Annotated in this window: 1 protein-coding gene; it reads right to left on the reverse strand. The window is 29.6% G+C overall.

Annotated elements, in window-relative coordinates; genetic code table 11:
• Position 1: 1 nt before the first annotated feature.
• Positions 2-415 (reverse strand): plasmid replication DNA-binding protein, encoded by a 414-nt coding sequence (locus tag ACLF5H_RS37325; RefSeq protein WP_129264362.1) that lies wholly within the window; start codon positions 413-415, stop codon positions 2-4.
• Between the last annotated feature and the right edge of the window lie 112 nt (positions 416-527).

A 527-nucleotide genomic window follows, 5' to 3' on the forward strand; every position in this document is an offset into this window, starting at 1 on the left:
TTCATCCAAACAATCTACCTAATAACCCTTTCTTTTCATGATTCTTATGTTCTATGAGCTTTTGATCTAATTGTTGTTTAAGCCAAGCTTCATTTGCTTTCACATACTCCAATTGCTTTTCAAGTTGTTCAATCTGTACTTTTAATTGTTCAATTTTTTGCTCTAAAAGTTGCTCATTATTACGTTTAGGATGCTCAATCAATTGTTCAATATTATTTGTACTGTTCAATAGCTCATTAACAGCTTGTTCTGTTGCTTTTTTATCTGCTTTATCTCCAAATAAACGCATCATATCTTGAACAGAAACATTACCATCACTATTTTTAGTTATCTCCCCTTTTTTAATACGAGCATAGATAGTATTACGGCTAACCTTGAACAATTTACTTGCCTGATTGATTGAAATATTGCTCATGATTGTTCATTCCTACGCTTTTTTAGTAAGCAATACTATACAACCATTAACATGTTCAAAAATTTAAGTATTGTAATTATGTTCAACTCACCAATTAAATGCTAAAATATTT

This window comes from Streptomyces sp. LaBMicrA B280, from assembly GCF_049222185.1.
GTDB classification, from domain to species: domain Bacteria; phylum Actinomycetota; class Actinomycetes; order Streptomycetales; family Streptomycetaceae; genus Streptomyces; species Streptomyces murinus.